The sequence below is a fragment of the Sphingobium sp. genome, assembly GCF_033795625.1.
Taxonomy (GTDB): Bacteria; Pseudomonadota; Alphaproteobacteria; order Sphingomonadales; family Sphingomonadaceae; genus Sphingobium.
Genome location: NZ_JARYGI010000031.1, coordinates 27,374 through 42,331 on the forward strand (window position 1 = coordinate 27,374; position 14,958 = coordinate 42,331).

The window sequence follows — 14,958 nt, forward strand, 5'->3', positions numbered from 1 at the left end:
CGGCATTGGTAAAAAGCCGGGCGCATGATCCTGCTTGATGCCACAATAGTTCGCGGTCTAGCCGCATCGCTCGCCGTCGGCATCTTGATCGGCATCGAGCGAGGATGGCGCCAGCGTCAGGCGTCCGACGGCGGCCGGGTGAGCGGACTGCGCACATTCGCGTTACTGGGATTGGCGGGCGGCCTCGCTGGACTGCTTCCCGAACTGATGGCGGCGGTCTTCTGTCTTGCGATTCTCGCCAGCCTGGTGCTGGGCTATCGAAGCGCGCTGCAGCGGCAGTCGAGCCTTTCGGTTACCGGTACGCTCGTTGCCGTGATCACGCTTGCGCTCGGTTTTCTGGCGACCAGGAATATGGTCAGCGAGGCCCTGGCGCTTGGCGCCGTGACCACGCTGGTGCTGACGATGCGTGGAAAGGCCCACGCCATGCTCAAGGGCATGAGCGAGGCCGAGGTGGAATCGATCGCAAGATTCGCGCTGGTCGCGCTGGTCGTCCTGCCCCTGCTGCCGGACCAAAGCTACGGCCCGTTCGACGCTTGGAACCCGCGCCAGATCTGGATGGTGGTTGTCGTCGTCCTTGGCCTCTCCTTTCTGGGCTATGTCGCGTCGCGCCGTCTGGGGCCGGAGCGGGGCATCATGATAACGGCGCTGTGCGGCGCACTCGTTTCCTCCACGGCGGTGACAGCCGCGTATGCGCGGCGCCTGCGGGATGGAGACGGCCCTGCCGGCGCGTTGATCGCGGGGATCGCGCTTGCCTCCTTGGTAATGTTTCTGCGCGTGCAGGTCTTGACGATGATGCTCGTGTCCTCGGCGGGCCGGTCACTGGCGATAGCAATGATCCCGGCCTTCCTGGTCGGTGCCCTCACGACTTTGCTGGCAGTTCGGGCCGGACGGAAGCCAAATGAGGCGAGCGAGCTTTCGCTCGGCAACCCTCTGGATTTTCGTCCCGCGGTCCTGCTGGCGGGATTGGTCGCCGTCATGGCGGTTATCGCACGCTGGGCGCTCGACCGGTTTGGTGATGAAGGAATCATTGTCGCCCTGGGGCTGACAGGGCTCATGGATGTCGATGCCGCGGTGTTGACGCTTGCCGGGATGCCGAAGGAGACGCTTGATGCCCGGACCGCGGGACTGGTGCTGGCAGTGCCGGTGCTTGCCAACACCGCGTTCAAGGCCGTGTTAGCTCTGGTCATCGCTGGCCCGCGTAATCAAGGTTGGAAAGCGGCAGCGCCGCTCCTTGCCTCCGTCCTCGCCTCAGCCATCGGGATCGGCGCGGCTTCATCGCTCCTGTGATCACGGGATCTGAGGGAACTCCGGTGGAGAGATGTCGGGTTGGTCGAAGTCGGGCTGCTCGGCCGGGATCATCGGATCGCCAGGCAGCGGCATTTCGTCGGGTTGCAGCGGCGCAGGCGTCTCGGGTGGTGACTGCGGCTGAATGATATCGGGCTCGGGAGCGCCGGGCTGAGTCGCCATGGGAAAGTTCCTTGTGAATGGGTCGAATTCACATTCAAGCACATCCCGCGAACGACGTCATGAACAACTATGCGGACTAGCGCAGGTAGGAAGTATGCAGCGTCCCGCTAAGGCTGATCGCGAAGCCGACGCCAAGGGTGCACTGACTAGGGCAAAATGTTGATGGTCCGGGATCAGGCCGGCCGCAACGATGTTTCCTTCGTAGACTTCTTGATGGCGCCCGCATGTGGGCGGTCATAGGAGTCTGGATGCTTCGGGGCCGGGCGATGTGATCCGCCAGACACGGCTGAATGGCCGGATCGTCACGCTGCAAGACCCTGTAGCTCGCTTCTGAGGAGATGTGCAATGAACGAACCGACCTCTGTCCAAAGCAGGAACGCAGCGTCGCCGGCACCGATCCGGAACGCTTCCGCCTTCGGCGCGCCCATGGAATGGCTGCGCTCGGAAATTGATCAGCTATTCGAGAATTTTGGCCCGACCAGCCCCAGCTTTTTCAACTTCGGCCGCCAAGACAACACGGTGCCATCCCCTGCCATCGAATTTGTCGAAGACGAGAAGAGTTATAAGCTCACCGCCGAGCTTCCTGGTCTCACCGAGCAGGACATCGAGCTCAGCGTTGCCGGCGACGCGCTCACGATCAAGGGCGAGAAGAAGGAGAAAAGCGAGCGCGAGGAAAAGGGCGTTCTGATCAGCGAGCGGTGCTACGGATCGTTTCAACGACAGGTCGCCTTGCCGGCCGACGTTGACCAGCAGGCGATCAGCGCCGAGTTCAAGGACGGCGTTCTCCATGTCACGCTCGCGAAGGATGAGAATGTGCCGTCGCGCAGTCGCAAGATCGAGATCGGAAAGGGTTAGGCGCTTAGATGACGGAGCTGGTCGACGCGACGGATTCCCAGGCCAGCTCCGTCGCCTTTCTTGAGGCCGACGGCGTCCTGTGGCCGGGCGAGCGCGCACGCCGGATCGATACTCACGCGGCTCATATCTTTCTGGCCGGCGATCGGGCATGGAAGATGAAACGGGCCGTTCAGCTCGGCTATCTGGATTTCTCCACGCCGGACCGGCGCCGAAGCGCGCTTGAGGCTGAGCTTGCGCTGAACAGCAGGACGGCGCCCGACCTCTACCTGGCCGTCCACCCGCTTTGCCGTGACGCACGTGGCTGCCTCGGCCTGGACGGCATTGGCAAGCCTGTCGACTGGCTGCTCGAGATGCGGCGCTTTCCCGACGAAGCGTTGCTCGAACACCAGACCTTGAATGGGCGGCTTACGGAAGCCCTGACCATCGAACTCGCCGATAAGATTGCAACGTTTCATCAGGCAGCCGAGCGCAGCGCCGACGCGGAAGGGCACGCGCGTCTCTCCAGGGTCATCAGCGGCAATGCCGAAAGCATGGCGCGCTACCCGAGCATCCTGCCGGCAACGGACGTACGACAATTGATTGATCGTCAGGTCGCGCTAGCGGCGCGCCACGCGGCATTGCTCGACCGCCGCGCGCGTGAAGGCAGGATTCGGCATGGGCACGGGGATCTCCACCTGGCCAACATCGCCGTCATCGACGGCGAACCGGTCCTGTTCGATTGTCTCGAGTTCGATGAACGACTTGCCACGAGCGACGTCCTCTATGACCTCGCCTTTCTGCTGATGGATCTTTGGCAGCGCCAGCTCGGCTGCGAAGCCAATTTGCTGCTCAACCGCTATCTCGATCTGTCCACCCCGGACGAAGGCGGGCTAGCGCTGATGCCGCTTTTGATGTCGGTGCGCGCCACAATTCGTGCCCACGCGCTGGCGGCGCTGGCCGAACGCCAGGGGCCGGACTCCGCCGCGCGCGAGCGCGCACGCGCCTATCTGCTGGCGGCCGGCGAACTCCTGAAGCCTGCCGCTCCACGGCTGATCGCGGTGGGCGGCTTGTCTGGCACCGGCAAATCAACGATCGCCCGGATGATCGCCCATGAGATAGGTCAGCCACCAGGCGCACGGATCATTCGCTCCGACGTTATCCGCAAGCGTCTTCACGAACTCAGGCCGGAAATGCCGCTGCCGAAAAGCGCTTACACGCCCGAGGCGAGTATGGCGGTTTATAAGGCGGTCGAAAGCCTTGCCGCCTCGGCCCTCGAATGTGGGCATTCGGTGCTGTTGGATGCCGTCTTCGCCAAGGAAGCGGAGCGAGAATCGGCCGAAAGGCTGGCCTCGCGACAGGGCGCGCCGTTCACGGGAGTTTGGCTGGAGGCGCCGTTGCCCGTCCTGGCAAGCCGCGTTGGGAAGCGGAAGAACGACGCATCCGATGCAGATGCCGCCGTCGCGCAGCTTCAAGCAGATTACGATATCGGTGAACTTGGACAATGGCGCAGGGTTGATGCGGGAGGGGATCGCATCGAGAGTGCGTCCCGGGTTCGAAAGGCGCTTGATCTGGCTTAGCCGGCGTCCTCGACAGAACGTATCAAAGAGGCACCGGACAATGAACGGCAAGCACACGGCTGATTATCCTCATGCGCTGAGCGCGCAAGCGGTCGTCCAGACGTTCCAGTCGGACGCAGCCCGCGGGTTGAGTAGCGCGGACGCCGGGCTTCGCCTCGCGGCCCATGGGCCGAACACGCTGGAACCTCGCAAGGAAGCGTCTCGCTTCACCAAGCTTGTCGCGCAGTTCAGCGATCGCCTTGTCCTCCTGCTGATCGCCGCAGCGGCAATCTCCGCGTTGCTCTGGTGGATCGAGCGCGAAGCGCCCGCGCCCTATGAAGCCTTCGCAATCCTCGCGATCATCATTCTCAATGCGCTGATGGGTTATGTGCAGCAGGAGCGGGCGGACAGGGCGGCGGCAGCGCTGCGACAGATGACCGCCAAATATGCGAGCGTGAAACGCGACGGCCAGTTGGTACAGATCGACGCCGCCGAACTGGTGCCGGGTGACATCCTCTTTGTAGAGGAAGGTGAAACGGTTCCTGCCGATGGCAGATTGGTGGAGGTGGCAGGCCTGCAAATCGCAGAGGCAGCGCTGACGGGCGAAAGCCTGCCGGTCCCCAAAGCGCTCGATCCAGCGCCGCAGGAAGCCGCGCTCGGCGACCGAACCGACATGCTTTTCAGCGGCACGGCGGTAACCTGCGGGCACGGCACGGCGGTGGTGACTGCGACCGGGAGTCGGACAGAGATCGGCCGCATCGCCGGGTTGCTCGCTTCCACGCGGGACACGCGCACGCCGCTGCAGCTGGAACTGGATCGGATCGGGAAGTGGCTGGGCGTCGCTGTCATCATCATCGCTGTCATCATGGTGGCGACGCTTTTCCTGACCCGGGACGTAGCCGGCATGTCCGCGGTCTTCGAGATCTTTATCTTGGGCGTGGCGCTTGCCGTAGCGGCAGTCCCCGAGGGCTTGCCGGCGATTGTGACCGCTGTCCTGTCGATCGGGGTACAGCGCATGGCCAAGCGCAAGGCTATCGTGCGATCCCTCGCGGCCGTCGAAACACTGGGGTCCGCGACAGTCGTCGCCACGGACAAGACCGGAACGCTCACCCGCAACGAGATGACGGTCCGCTTCATTCAAACCGCGAGTGGTAGCGCGGTCCTGACCGGAACTGGCTATGCCCCCTCTGGCGAGGTCACCACGTCCCAGGGCGAGGCGCCGAACGAGGCCTTGGCCGCTGATCTGCATGCCCTTCTGACGGCGGGTGTCTGCGCCAACAATGCAACCGTGCTTGAAAGCGATGGACGGTGGACGATCAAGGGAGACCCGACCGAGGGCGCCCTCATCGTCGCCGCACAGAAGGCAGGTCTCCGACAGGAGGTGCTTGAAAGGAGGCTACCCCGCCGCGGAGAGGAGCCCTTCTCGTCCGAGCGCAAGCTGATGAGCACCGTGCACAAGATGCTGGATGCGGGCGCCGAGGCTTGTGTCTTCACCAAGGGCGCACCCGATGTCCTGATTGGCCTGTGCACCGCCGAGCTCAAGGGGGGGCAAGAGCGGCCGCTCGGTGTCGATCGGAGGAAAGCCATTCTCGAGGCTGTCGACGAAATGGCAGCGCGCGGGCTGAGGCCGCTGGGGCTAGCCAGGAAAACCGATATAGCGGTCAATGTCCAGCGAGGCTGTGACCTTGAACGAAATCTGGTCTTTCTTGGGCTGGTCGGGATCATGGACCCTCCGCGAGAAGAAGCGAAGCTGGCCGTCGCCGCCACCCATCGCGCTGGCATTCGGCCAATCATGATCACTGGCGACCATCCGGCGACCGCGCGCGCTATCGCGACCGAATTGGGCATCGGCTCGAACCTTGCGGTTGCGACCGGCAGTGAGATCGGCTCGGCAACGGACCGGGATCTGGATACGCTGGTCCTGACGACATCGGTCTATGCGCGGGTGGCTCCGGAGCACAAGCTCAGGATCGTTCAGGCGCTGCGGCGCGGCGGCAATGTCGTGGCCATGACAGGCGATGGGGTCAACGACGCACCTGCGCTCAAGACGGCCGACATCGGAATCGCTATGGGGATTACCGGCACGGACGTGGCGAAGGAGGCTTCGGACATGGTGTTGGCGGACGACAATTTCGCAACGATCATCGCCGCCATCGAAGAAGGGCGCGGTATCTTCGCCAATATCCGCAAGTTCCTGTCCTATCTGTTGTCGTCGAACATCGCCGAGGTCATCACGATGTTCTTCGGAGTTCTCCTGGCCGGGCTGATCGGGCTGACAGCCCATGCGGAAGGGACGTTCGCGCTACCGCTGCTCGCAGTCCAGATTCTCTGGATCAACCTTATCACAGACGGCGCTCCGGCGCTCGCGCTTGGGCTCGACCGCGTCGGAAGCTCGGTGATGCACATGCCGCCGCGGCGCGCCGACGAGAACGTCATTACCCCTGTCATGTGGACGAGAATCGGAGCCACCGGGCTGTTGATGGCGATCGGTACGCTGGCGATCTTCGACGCCTCCCTGCCGGATGGCCTGATCGCAGGGTCGGGGTCGCTTGCTTATGCGCAGACGATGGCATTCACGACCCTGGTGCTGTTCCAGCTGCTCAACGCGGTCGCCACGCATGCCGGCAGCAGGAGCATCCTTAGCCCGCATCTCTTGTCGAACCGATGGCTGTGGATCGCCCTCGCCCTGTCGCTCCTCCTTCAGCTCGCCGTTGTGGAGCTTCCCGTTCTGCAGGCAGCATTTTCGACGGTGCCACTGGGCCTGTCCGACTGGCTTGCCTGCGCCGCAGTCGCCAGTTCGATCATCTGGGCGCGTGAGATATTGCTTGCGGCCTCAAGACTCTACCGACCTCGGCGCGCAGCGCTCGCACCGAGCCTGGCGGCGCCCTGACTGTCGCCGGAGCCTGAGCTCCGGCGACAGCGCCTCTCGCTCACTCCGTCGTGCGGCCGTCAAAATGTTCGTGCGCGGCCTGCGCGTCTGAACAGGTCTTGTGAACCGTGCCATCGACATGTTCGGGCGGCCCATAGATGGTATAGAGCTCCAAAGCTTCCTTACCGACGCTGCGGACGTTGTGGCGTGTGCCTTGCGGGACGATCACACCATCGTCCGCTTTTACCTGGTGCGTCACGCCATCGATCACGATTTCGCCCTCGCCCGCTTCGATTCGGAAGAACTGGTCGCGATCGCCGTGAACTTCCTCGCCAATCTCTTCGCCAGGTTCGATCGACATGAGAACGAGCTGAAGGTTGTGCCCGGTATAAAGGACGCGGCGAAAGTCGCCGTTATCCTCGGTCAGCTGCTCGATATCTCCCACAAAGCCCTTCATGTTGATCTCCCGAAAAAAGCGCCTTGCTCCCAAAGCGGGGACATGACCTCCATCATCTGCGCCGACGCGTGCCATCAAAACATCCGTAATAGTTCTATCCTTGCGATTGTTTGCGGATGTCAGAGGGGCTCCTCGGTCGCACGCTCCGCAGCGAAGCCGCGTGCGCGCTGGCGGCGATCGGAGCACCGACACTGGCAAGAGCCGATGCAGCGGATCACCAGCATGCCTTCCACTGACCGGCATTTCGCGAATATGGGGTATCCGGCAAAGTGAGAACAACAGACATGTCGAGCAAAGGACGTTCCAGATTCCTCGCCATGGTGATGGCTGCTGCGCTGCCCGTTATGCTGTGGGCGACGCCCGCCCACGCCGATCCTTGCGAAGGACGATTGCCGAAAGAAGGCACGAGCTTCAGCGGGGTTCGCTATGTCGGCGACGGGGACAGTCTGTGTGTCGGTCCCGCGGGTCAGCCGGATCGGTGGATCGAGGTCCGGCTTGGCGTTTTTTTGCGCCTGAACTCGATGAGCCGGGTGGAACGGCGGCAAAGTCCCTGTTGCAGCGGCTGACGCTCGGCCGTCCTGTCGCTTGTCGGGCCGGCCGGCGCAGCTATGACCGTGTCATCGCCTATTGTCGGCTCGGAGCAAGATCGGTCGGCGATATGCTGCGCGCGAACGGGGGTATCGAAGCTGGCAGGGGCTGGCGCCCCTGACACCTCCATGTATCAGCTGCCAGGTAACCGGCACGCAGCCTTGCGGTAGCGAGCCGCTACATCTCTTTACACCCGCGTTGTTGTCATAACGGTGCCGTCTCGATTAGCATGGTTTCGAGCAGCGACGGAGGGCAGGCGATGGCGTATAGTTTCGAGATCACCAAGGACAAGAAGGGTGAGTATCGCGTCCGGTTCAGGTATAACAGCGAGACCATGTTCTCGACGGAAGGGTATTCGAGCAAGGCCTCCGCCAAGAATGCCATTGAGTCGATCCTCAAAAATGGTCCGTGCGCGGAGATCGTCGACAATAGCTGATTGGTCTCGCCGCATTGTTGCGGCGCGCAACAGACGATAACGGAACGATAGCTCTTCGCCGTCGCGCGAGATCGGCGATGCGCGCCTTGCTGGCGGGCACCGATCGCAGAGCGCTTCGATTGGGCCGCCTGCGGTCGTGCGTCCACTCCGCGCACGAACGGCGATTGCCCGCCGCTCCTGAAAAGCAGTCGACTTCCGTATAATTCCCAATGGGACAGCGTTCTGCTTCTGGCGAAAAGGGCATGGCATTCAGGAGGTGCAGATGCGGGCAGCCATTCACGGTTCGATTACTCTGGGGCGGAGCAAACCCACTGAGGCCCAGATACGCGCTGGCGTCGGCATGGGTCTGCTGACACTCGTTCTTGGGACACAGCTGATGTGGTCACTGCTCGCCTGAGCGCTGATCTCGACACCGGCGGTCTGCGACTTCGCGCATCGGGAATATTCCGTAGCGACAGGGTCGCGCTGCTCTGCAACTCTTCGCGCCTATTCGTGAAAAGGGGATTTGGAATGAGTGAAAACGGTCATGATCTGCACGCCGAGTTCCCGGCGCACCGCGAGATCCTGCATAGACTCAAGGTTGAAGATGCAGCGTTTCGCGACGTCTCCGACCGCTATCACGCGGTGGCGCAGGAAATTCATCGCATCGAGAACGGCATCGAACCTGCTTCCGACCAACGGCTCGAGGATCTCAAGAAGCAGCGGCTGGCGACGCTCGACCAGGTCGCTTCGCTTATCGCGGACAAGCAGGACGCCTGATGCAGGACGTTGCGCAAATCCGAGTGGGCCTTGACGCGCGCCTGGCGGAACTCCGCACGCGCGTCGCTCATATCGAGGCGGAATTTCAGCAGCCGCTCGATGATGACTTCGGTGAGCAGGCCGTCGATCGCGAGGACGATCAGGCGCAGGATGCCATCGAACTGGCCGCTCTCGCCGAAATTGAACTGATCGAGGAGGCTATCGCGCGGCTGGAGGCCGGTTCCTATGGCGTGTGCACCGCCTGCGGTGAAGACATTATGCAGAAACGTCTGGAAGCGTTGCCGGCATGCCGGCTGTGCATCACGTGCGCCAAGGCGGAAGAAAGGCGTGCAGCCTAGAAAAAGTCCGCACGGAGCCTAAAGCGCAGTCGAAATGTTCTTCAAGCCCTAGCCTACCGTACCCGCCACCTCGAGTTCATTTCGAACATCGACGACGCCGGGTGCGGCCCATGCGGTAGCAGCGGCCACCTGCCGTTCGTGCGGCGTTCTCACGGTTCCCGTCAGATGGACAGCGCCGTCCTTGACTCGCACATCGATCGTCTTGGGATCGAAAAACCATGATCGGTGCAGGGCATGGACGATATCGTCGCATACAAATTGCGGATCGACCGTCTTTCTGATTGCGATCGCGTTTGTCATTCCCGTCACACCGGGAAGCTTCTGAAGATCATGCTCGACCTGCTCCCGCTGATAATGCCAGTCGACCTCACCGCTGAGCGTTATCCAGCCATCCTCGACCGTCACCTGGATCGATCTGCGCGGGATTGTGACGTCCCAGTCGAGGCGGGTAAGCGCCGCAGCAGCGATATCATCGTCGTCCCGCTGCTCATCGACGGGCAAACGCACTACGAGCTCCTGCGCAACCGCGCGCACGCCCTTGACTCGGCGCGCGGCAAGCTCGGCGGCATGCTTTTGCGCATAGTCTTCCACATGACCGGTCAGCATCACAACGCCGTCAGCAGCGGTCACGCCGACATGGCCCGCCTCAAGCCTCGGCTCCCAGCGCAGTTCATCCAATACGGCTTCCTGTAGACGGCGATCGCTTGACATATGCAACTCCCACTTTAATCGGTGTCTACCCGCACCATGTGACATTCTCGTGAGAGTCGCGCCGGAGCGAGCCTATCTCCTACCTATTCCCGTGCTAGAGCGGCTTCGGCCCGCTCCAGTTGGGGCGCGTCCGCAACCTGCCGTCGGGACGGCGGTGGAGATCGATGCCGCTACCCTGTTCGGGCGTGAAGATCATTGGGCGAACCACCGTTTCATAGGCCGTTGACGCTCCGAAGAACTTTTGCGGACCGTGCCAAGCTTGACCCTCCGCAATCTTCATTCGGTAGAACCCTGGGGGAACCGCAATCGTCGTGCGGTCATTCTTGCGAACATAGACCGATAGTACATGGCGTCCGCTTCGAGGTTCGAAGAGTTGGACGACAGCATGGGCATCGGCGGTGACCACTGTCATGCGCGAGGTCGCCCCGGCGGCATTGAGCGAAGCCCTGACCGTGACACTGCCGGTTTCCGGAAATGGCAGCACCGCGTCACTGTTGGGCAACCAGCCATCGCGTTTGATCGATTGGAAGGCGGGAATGGCGACCAGGAAAAGGCCGAGCACGAATGGCAGCCAACGTAGCGCGCTTCTTCCGCGGCTCGCATGGCGATAGCGCCCTCCTTGATAATCGAAGCCGCGATTGGCGGGGTCGAACCAGGCTCCCTCGACACGCCCTGCCCGGTCGTTCCACTTCACACCATGTCCCCGGTCGCGATAGCGCGCGCGCATATAGTCTCGATCGTCGAGTCCCATGGTGGCCCTCACGCGTGGGAGTTCGAGACGACGCCGCGCAGGTGGCCGACGGCTGCGAGCATGTCCGCGGCCGATGGCCGGGCCGACGGGGGAATGCGCACAGTTCGGTAACCCGCCTTTGCCGTCATGGCATCGCGTAGCCGGTCTTTGGCCCGGCTATGCGTATGATCGTCGACCTCGACCAGGGCGACAACCTTGCCGGTGGTCGGATCCTCGACCACGAAGTCGACGATTTTCTGGGAGAAGGCGTTCCGGTCCGCCGGATTGGACCGGCGGCCCGCCGAAGCCGATGCCTTCAGCAGCGCGCCCATCGCGACCTGGGCATGAATCCGGTACATGGGCAGCACCTGCTCGAGCGCTGCGAGCACGGCCCGTTCGCGACGGGTCATGAACGGCTTTGCCACCGGCGCCGGCGGACCGGACAGGGCCTGCAACCCACGCAGCAGTGCGGAGACGATCAGCACGCATCCCGCGAGAATGAGCACGGGCAGGAGCGTATCGATCAAACGTCCCGAAAAATTCAGTGTATCCATGATCGCCTCCCTCAGCTCCAAGCGTCGCGCCGGCCCTCGCCATTGTCGCGCATGTTGCGCCGATCGAGCGCGGAGCGGCGGATATTGAGCTCGACCTCATCGCCCTTGCGGGTGACGTGGACATCTTGCGGATCGAGGGTGTTGGCCCTCGCATAAGCTTCCGCTGCCCGCTCGCTGCCGAACTTGCCGGCCTGTTCGAATTCCCATCCCATTTGAGCACTCCTTCCAAATTGACCGCGGCCCGCTGCCGCCGGTTTCTCGTCAAAGATCGAGGCCAAGGCTCCGTTCGGGGAGCGGCGGCAGGGCATCGCCGCGCTCGGGCTTCAGCTCGGGCGGCGATTTGGGATCCCTCACAGGCGGCGCCGATGAGCCCCCTTTGGGCAAGGGCGGAAGATCGCCCGGCAGGTCCGGCAACTTCGAGAGATCGACGCCATCGATCGGACCGGGGTCGAATTTCTCGCGCGGCGCAGGCCCCTTTTTGCCGTTGATATCAAGCCGCCCGAGCGTTTCGAGCGCGGACGTCTTGTTGCCGGGATTCATGTCGAGCTGCCGCTCGAGCTTCTCCCGGTTATCGACGATCATGGTGAGCTCGTCGCGCACCCGGGTCACGCCGACATTGAAGAGACGCTGGTTGGCGAGGTTGCGCTCCTGGGCCGACATGACGGTGATCGCCTTGTCGCTGGTGATGCCCTGCGCCATATGCATGTTGAGGCTGTAGGCGAGATCCAGACGGGACAGCATCGGGTCGCCGAGATCGAGCGTCAGGCGGCTGCGATCCCCAGCTTCCACGGTCACCCCGGTCGGTCCGACGCTGACGACGCGGGCGAGCGCCGCGTTGTGAAGCCCGCGCGGCCTGTCGTTTGCTGTCCAGCGGATGCGATCGCCCTCGCGCAGCTGGAGATCCTTCTTTTCCGACAATTGAAGCCGTTCGCGCTGCTCGGTCGGCGACAGTTTCTGCGGATCGAAGCGGATCTTGCGGCGGCCATCGGCAAGTTCGACCTTGCCATTGGCGTGCACTTTGAGAACATCGTAGCGGCCTGCCGCCAGGCCGATGTCCCGTACTCCGCCGCGGCCGACCTCGAGCGTCTGGCCGGGCCGGTAGGTCGAGGCATAGCGCAGCTCCTCGCGCGTCATATTGACGCGTTCGTAAACCGTGAGATGGATGGCCGGTCCCTTGACCTTGCCCTCGGCCACCAGCCCATTCTGGATGCGCTGGTTGATGATGGCGCGGGCCGCGCGACCGGACGCGAACAGCGCGGTTTCATCGCGCTCGGCGGATGCAAGCGCCAGCCACATATCGGCTGCGGCCGCCGCCGGCTCGCTGGATTCGATCACGCGGTCGCCGAGCACCTTCAGCGCCTCTCCGGCTTTCCCGATATTGGCGAGCGCAGCGACCGTGCGCAGCTGATCTGTGCGCTGGCGAATATTCTCATCCATCCGCGCCATGGTGCCGCCGCCTGCCTGGATCATGGCGAAGGCCTTGCCGGCATCGATCGAAGAAAGCTGCTGACGATCGCCAACGAGCACCAGCTTGTCGATCCCAAGCGCGTCGCTGATCTGGTGCAGCTTGAGCATGTCCTCGCTCGACACCATGGAGGTCTCGTCCACCAGCAGCATGGTGCCGCCAAGCCGTCCACGCGCCGCCTCGTGAGCTGGCGTATCGCGTTCGGCGATGAAGCGTTCATGCGCCATCACGAACGAGGCAATGGTTTGCGCCTTTATGCCCGCGCCTTCGCTAAGATCGGCGACCATCTTGTTCTGGAAGGCAAGGCCGATGATCGACCGATCTTCGGCCTCCGCGACCCGGGCGACTGCCTGCAGCATGGTCGATTTGCCGGCGCCGGCCACACCCTGGATCGAAATCGTCCGGTCACTCGAGGACAGGATCATGGTAGCGGCGGCCAGCTGTCCCGGATTGAGCGGTCGGGCAGCGGCGTCCTGCAGGCGTGCGGGAGCGGTATCGGCCGGCACGATCGGGGTGGCGAGGCCTCTGCCTGCATCTATCGCAGACAGGATTTTCTCTTCGGTTCGCAGCGCCTCGGGGGTCGTCATCATGCGCCCGGTCCGGTCGGCGGCGCTGGCCACGCCGGGGATGAGCTGCCGGTTCTGGACAAGCTGACCGATGCGCTTTTCGATGCCGTCGATTGTGACATCTTTCAGCCCCAGATCGAGCGCGGTCTTGGCGACGAGGTGAGCGGGATAGGCAGCTTCACGCTCGGAAAGGATGCGGACGGCGGAAGCGACGGCAAGCTGCGTGCGCGCTTCGGCTGGCGCTTTGACCACGCGAGCGAGCGCATTGTCGACGAGCGGGTCGCGGGGTCGCAGCACGCTTCCCAGCCGCTCGCGCGTCGCGTCGATCGTGGCCGCGATTGCGCGGTAGCCGCGCTCGATCGCGCTTGGCGAATGCGTCAGTCCTGTCCGGGCTTGCGCGGCCAGAACGAGGTCCTTGCCGTCAAAACCAAGCGCGCCGGCACGATCGATCCAGTCCTGCCGGAGCGCCGCGCGATCTTCCACCCCAAGCTTGGGATCGCGTGATCGCGTGGTGATTTCGCGCAGCCCCTCGGGCGAGGTGATGCCGAGCCTGGTTGCCCGCTCCAATATCTCTTCGCGACGCTGGCTGAACTCGGCGGTGACCGCTTTGGGAACGCCGGCAATCTCGAACGTGCCGTGCTTACCCTTGAGATCGAGCGTGTACCCCAGCTTCTCGAGTTCGACGCGCAGATGTGCATGATAGATCGAACCGATGATGCTGTTGTGGCTCCAGATCTTGTCGGCATGAAGCGCCCGCCATTTGCCGTCGGGCATGCGGGTCAGGTTGGCGATCACGGCGTGGATATGCGCTTGCGGGTCGAGTGCCCGACTGGTGTCGTGCTGGAAGAGCGCATAGACGAGGTTGCCGGTCTGGACGGGAACCTTGCGTCCTTCGACGTCGCGCCGGCCTTCGGCGAGGTTGGCTTCCACCCAATTCATCGTCTTCTGCACAGCGGTCAAGTTCGCGCCGAGCACCCGCTTGTCGCCGGCGACATAGGCCATCACCGAGGCTGACTTGGGCATCGAGAAAGTGAGGTCGACGCCGGCGCGACGGTTCTCGACCTGGGCGACCGCTTCGCCGCTAGGAAGGACCCCATTGAGGACGCCTTCGAAGGCGTCTTTCGAAACCTCGCCGGAGAGGCCAAGCTCCTCGGCGCCGTCCCCTGCCCATGCGGTGATTTCGGACGCGCCTTCGACCGTATAATAGTCGTCCTTCGCAAAATAGTTCGCGGCACCCGAGGCGGAACGGACGGCGGCCACCGACAGCATGGATCAGATCCCCATGTCCATGTCATCGGAGCCGCGGCCAGGATGGAACGCCTGGCGCAATTCGACGAGCGTCAGATCTTCGACCTGTGGCGCCCGCGCGGGCTCTGCGCGGCCGTCGCGATCACGCGGCGCGGTCGGCTGCTCTCCCTCGGCGGCACGTTCGCCCTGCGCCCTGTCGGCGGCATGGACAGGGGGCGTGGACACGGCATCGGCGTCCGCCGCCCGCGCGTTGTCGCGCCGCGCGGCGTCTGTTTCCTCCTCGACCTCTGCGGAAAGGATATTTGGACTTGTAACGGTTTTGTGCCGGTCACCTATCTCATTATGCCACCTTGGCTTCGAACGCGAGTGGGCTGATGCCG

15 protein-coding genes and 1 pseudogene are annotated in these 14,958 nt (G+C 63.3%); 8 read left to right on the forward strand and 8 right to left on the reverse strand.

Going from position 1 to position 14,958, the window contains the following annotated elements; all coding sequences use genetic code 11:
• Positions 1–24 precede the first annotated feature (24 nt).
• On the forward strand, positions 25–1,287 hold the full coding sequence (locus QHC67_RS14210) for a DUF4010 domain-containing protein (RefSeq protein ID WP_319295325.1): 1,263 nt from the start codon (positions 25–27) through the stop codon (positions 1,285–1,287).
• On the opposite strand, the gene QHC67_RS14215 is transcribed toward QHC67_RS14210, so the two are convergent.
• Positions 1,288–1,467, reverse strand: a complete 180-nt coding sequence (locus tag QHC67_RS14215) for a hypothetical protein (RefSeq protein WP_319295326.1) — start codon at positions 1,465–1,467, stop codon at positions 1,288–1,290.
• Positions 1,468–1,812: 345 nt separating this feature from the next.
• Between QHC67_RS14215 and QHC67_RS14220 the strand changes: the two genes are divergently transcribed.
• Genes QHC67_RS14220 through QHC67_RS14230 form a run of 3 tightly spaced genes read left to right on the forward strand, consistent with a single transcriptional unit; the run spans position 1,813 to position 6,747 of the window.
• A complete protein-coding gene (locus tag QHC67_RS14220; protein WP_319295327.1) occupies positions 1,813–2,322 on the forward strand; it encodes an Hsp20/alpha crystallin family protein in 510 nt (169 codons plus the stop codon).
• A gap of 8 nt (positions 2,323–2,330) precedes the next feature.
• The gene (locus QHC67_RS14225) at positions 2,331–3,878 is read left to right on the forward strand and encodes an AAA family ATPase (RefSeq protein WP_319295328.1); all 1,548 of its coding nucleotides are present in this window, start codon (positions 2,331–2,333) and stop codon (positions 3,876–3,878) included.
• Positions 3,879–3,918: 40 nt separating this feature from the next.
• On the forward strand, positions 3,919–6,747 hold the full coding sequence (locus tag QHC67_RS14230) for a cation-translocating P-type ATPase (RefSeq protein ID WP_319295329.1): 2,829 nt from the start codon (positions 3,919–3,921) through the stop codon (positions 6,745–6,747).
• Positions 6,748–6,787: 40 nt separating this feature from the next.
• On the opposite strand, the gene QHC67_RS14235 is transcribed toward QHC67_RS14230, so the two are convergent.
• Positions 6,788–7,183: a cupin domain-containing protein gene (locus QHC67_RS14235; RefSeq protein WP_319295330.1), complete on the reverse strand. Its 396-nt coding sequence runs from the start codon at positions 7,181–7,183 to the stop codon at positions 6,788–6,790.
• 847 nt (positions 7,184–8,030) lie between these two features.
• Between QHC67_RS14235 and QHC67_RS14240 the strand changes: the two genes are divergently transcribed.
• The 4 genes from QHC67_RS14240 (at position 8,031) to QHC67_RS14255 (ending at position 9,304) form a co-directional block, all read left to right on the forward strand.
• Positions 8,031–8,207 carry a YegP family protein gene (locus tag QHC67_RS14240; protein WP_319295331.1) on the forward strand — a complete coding sequence of 59 codons (177 nt, stop codon included), beginning with the start codon at positions 8,031–8,033 and terminating at the stop codon, positions 8,205–8,207.
• 262 nt (positions 8,208–8,469) lie between these two features.
• Positions 8,470–8,604: a hypothetical protein gene (locus QHC67_RS14245; RefSeq protein ID WP_319295332.1), complete on the forward strand. Its 135-nt coding sequence runs from the start codon at positions 8,470–8,472 to the stop codon at positions 8,602–8,604.
• A gap of 113 nt (positions 8,605–8,717) precedes the next feature.
• A complete protein-coding gene (locus QHC67_RS14250; protein WP_319295333.1) occupies positions 8,718–8,966 on the forward strand; it encodes a YdcH family protein in 249 nt (82 codons plus the stop codon).
• Positions 8,966–9,304 (forward strand): TraR/DksA family transcriptional regulator, encoded by a 339-nt coding sequence (locus tag QHC67_RS14255; protein ID WP_319295334.1) that lies wholly within the window; start codon positions 8,966–8,968, stop codon positions 9,302–9,304. The genes QHC67_RS14250 and QHC67_RS14255 overlap by 1 nt, the downstream gene beginning before the upstream one ends.
• A gap of 48 nt (positions 9,305–9,352) precedes the next feature.
• Here QHC67_RS14255 and QHC67_RS14260 read toward each other — a convergent pair whose 3' ends face one another.
• The 6 genes and pseudogenes from QHC67_RS14260 to QHC67_RS14285 form a co-directional block, all read right to left on the reverse strand.
• Entirely contained in the window at positions 9,353–10,015 is a 663-nt protein-coding gene (locus QHC67_RS14260) for a BON domain-containing protein (RefSeq protein ID WP_319295335.1), read from the reverse strand.
• Positions 10,016–10,109: 94 nt separating this feature from the next.
• Positions 10,110–10,766, reverse strand: a complete 657-nt coding sequence (locus QHC67_RS14265) for a hypothetical protein (protein WP_319295336.1) — start codon at positions 10,764–10,766, stop codon at positions 10,110–10,112.
• An 8-nt stretch (positions 10,767–10,774) separates the two neighbouring features.
• The gene (locus QHC67_RS14270; protein WP_319295337.1) at positions 10,775–11,299 is read right to left on the reverse strand and encodes a DUF2726 domain-containing protein; all 525 of its coding nucleotides are present in this window, start codon (positions 11,297–11,299) and stop codon (positions 10,775–10,777) included.
• A gap of 11 nt (positions 11,300–11,310) precedes the next feature.
• Positions 11,311–11,511, reverse strand: a complete 201-nt coding sequence (locus QHC67_RS14275) for a hypothetical protein (RefSeq protein WP_319295338.1) — start codon at positions 11,509–11,511, stop codon at positions 11,311–11,313.
• 49 nt (positions 11,512–11,560) lie between these two features.
• Positions 11,561–14,599: a MobF family relaxase gene (mobF, locus tag QHC67_RS14280; protein WP_319295339.1), complete on the reverse strand. Its 3,039-nt coding sequence runs from the start codon at positions 14,597–14,599 to the stop codon at positions 11,561–11,563.
• 3 nt (positions 14,600–14,602) lie between these two features.
• Positions 14,603–14,958, reverse strand: a pseudogene (locus QHC67_RS14285) (hypothetical protein); the annotation flags it as partial.

Coding starts and splice junctions, on each gene's coding strand:
- QHC67_RS14250 (WP_319295333.1), top strand. CDS start 8,718: ATGAGTGAAAACGGTCATGATCTGCACGCCGAGTTCCCGGCGCACCGC.
- QHC67_RS14255 (WP_319295334.1), top strand. CDS start 8,966: ATGCAGGACGTTGCGCAAATCCGAGTGGGCCTTGACGCGCGCCTGGCG.
- QHC67_RS14210 (WP_319295325.1), top strand. CDS start 25: ATGATCCTGCTTGATGCCACAATAGTTCGCGGTCTAGCCGCATCGCTC.
- QHC67_RS14220 (WP_319295327.1), top strand. CDS start 1,813: ATGAACGAACCGACCTCTGTCCAAAGCAGGAACGCAGCGTCGCCGGCA.
- QHC67_RS14230 (WP_319295329.1), top strand. CDS start 3,919: ATGAACGGCAAGCACACGGCTGATTATCCTCATGCGCTGAGCGCGCAA.
- QHC67_RS14235 (WP_319295330.1), bottom strand. CDS start 7,183: ATGAAGGGCTTTGTGGGAGATATCGAGCAGCTGACCGAGGATAACGGC.
- QHC67_RS14270 (WP_319295337.1), bottom strand. CDS start 11,299: ATGGATACACTGAATTTTTCGGGACGTTTGATCGATACGCTCCTGCCC.
- QHC67_RS14275 (WP_319295338.1), bottom strand. CDS start 11,511: ATGGGATGGGAATTCGAACAGGCCGGCAAGTTCGGCAGCGAGCGGGCA.
- QHC67_RS14260 (WP_319295335.1), bottom strand. CDS start 10,015: ATGTCAAGCGATCGCCGTCTACAGGAAGCCGTATTGGATGAACTGCGC.
- QHC67_RS14225 (WP_319295328.1), top strand. CDS start 2,331: ATGACGGAGCTGGTCGACGCGACGGATTCCCAGGCCAGCTCCGTCGCC.
- QHC67_RS14265 (WP_319295336.1), bottom strand. CDS start 10,766: ATGGGACTCGACGATCGAGACTATATGCGCGCGCGCTATCGCGACCGG.
- QHC67_RS14215 (WP_319295326.1), bottom strand. CDS start 1,467: ATGGCGACTCAGCCCGGCGCTCCCGAGCCCGATATCATTCAGCCGCAG.
- QHC67_RS14240 (WP_319295331.1), top strand. CDS start 8,031: ATGGCGTATAGTTTCGAGATCACCAAGGACAAGAAGGGTGAGTATCGC.
- QHC67_RS14245 (WP_319295332.1), top strand. CDS start 8,470: ATGCGGGCAGCCATTCACGGTTCGATTACTCTGGGGCGGAGCAAACCC.
- mobF (WP_319295339.1), bottom strand. CDS start 14,599: ATGCTGTCGGTGGCCGCCGTCCGTTCCGCCTCGGGTGCCGCGAACTAT.